Source organism: Streptomyces sp. GQ60, assembly GCF_059758875.1.
In genome coordinates, this window is record NZ_JCAXEG010000064.1 from 1 (window position 1) to 572 (window position 572).

Here is a 572-nt window from a genome sequence, read left to right on the forward strand (position 1 = left end):
GATGACATGTTACAACGGAAGCACGTTGAAGCGCATTGGCAGCTTTCTGCCTGAACCAACTGGAGGTGTTTCGCGATGTTGATGCGCACTGACCCGTTCCGCGAGATGGACCGGATCGTCCAGCAGCTGTCCGGCACGTCGGGTACCTGGTCGAAGCCGTCCGTAATGCCGATGGACGCCTACCGCCAGGGCGATGTGTACGTGATCGCCTTCGACCTCCCCGGAGTGAGCACCGAGGCGATCGACATCGACGTCGAGCGGAACATGCTGACCGTCAAGGCCGAACGCCGACCCGCCGAGAAGTCCGACGGTGCGCAGACGGAGCTCTCCGAGCGGCCCCTCGGCGTGTTCTCCCGCCAGGTCATGCTGGCCGACACCCTCGACACCGAGCGCATCGAGGCCGACTACGACGCGGGTGTCCTGACCCTGCGGATCCCCATCGCCGAGCGCGCCAAGCCCCGCAAGATCAGCATCGGCCGCACCGACGGGCACCAGCAGATCTCCAGCTGAACAAGCCGGCACCCACGCGCGGAGGACGGGACACCGACACCCCTCCGGCACCCGTCCTCCGC

Annotated in this window: 1 protein-coding gene; it reads left to right on the forward strand. The window is 66.1% G+C overall.

Going from position 1 to position 572, the window contains the following annotated elements:
* Positions 1-75: 75 nt before the first annotated feature.
* On the forward strand, positions 76-510 hold the full coding sequence (locus tag AC6CKD_RS37970; RefSeq protein ID WP_498333991.1) for an Hsp20/alpha crystallin family protein: 435 nt from the start codon (positions 76-78) through the stop codon (positions 508-510).
* The last annotated feature ends 62 nt before the right edge of the window (positions 511-572 follow it).

Coding starts and splice junctions, on each gene's coding strand:
- AC6CKD_RS37970 (WP_498333991.1), top strand. CDS start 76: ATGTTGATGCGCACTGACCCGTTCCGCGAGATGGACCGGATCGTCCAG.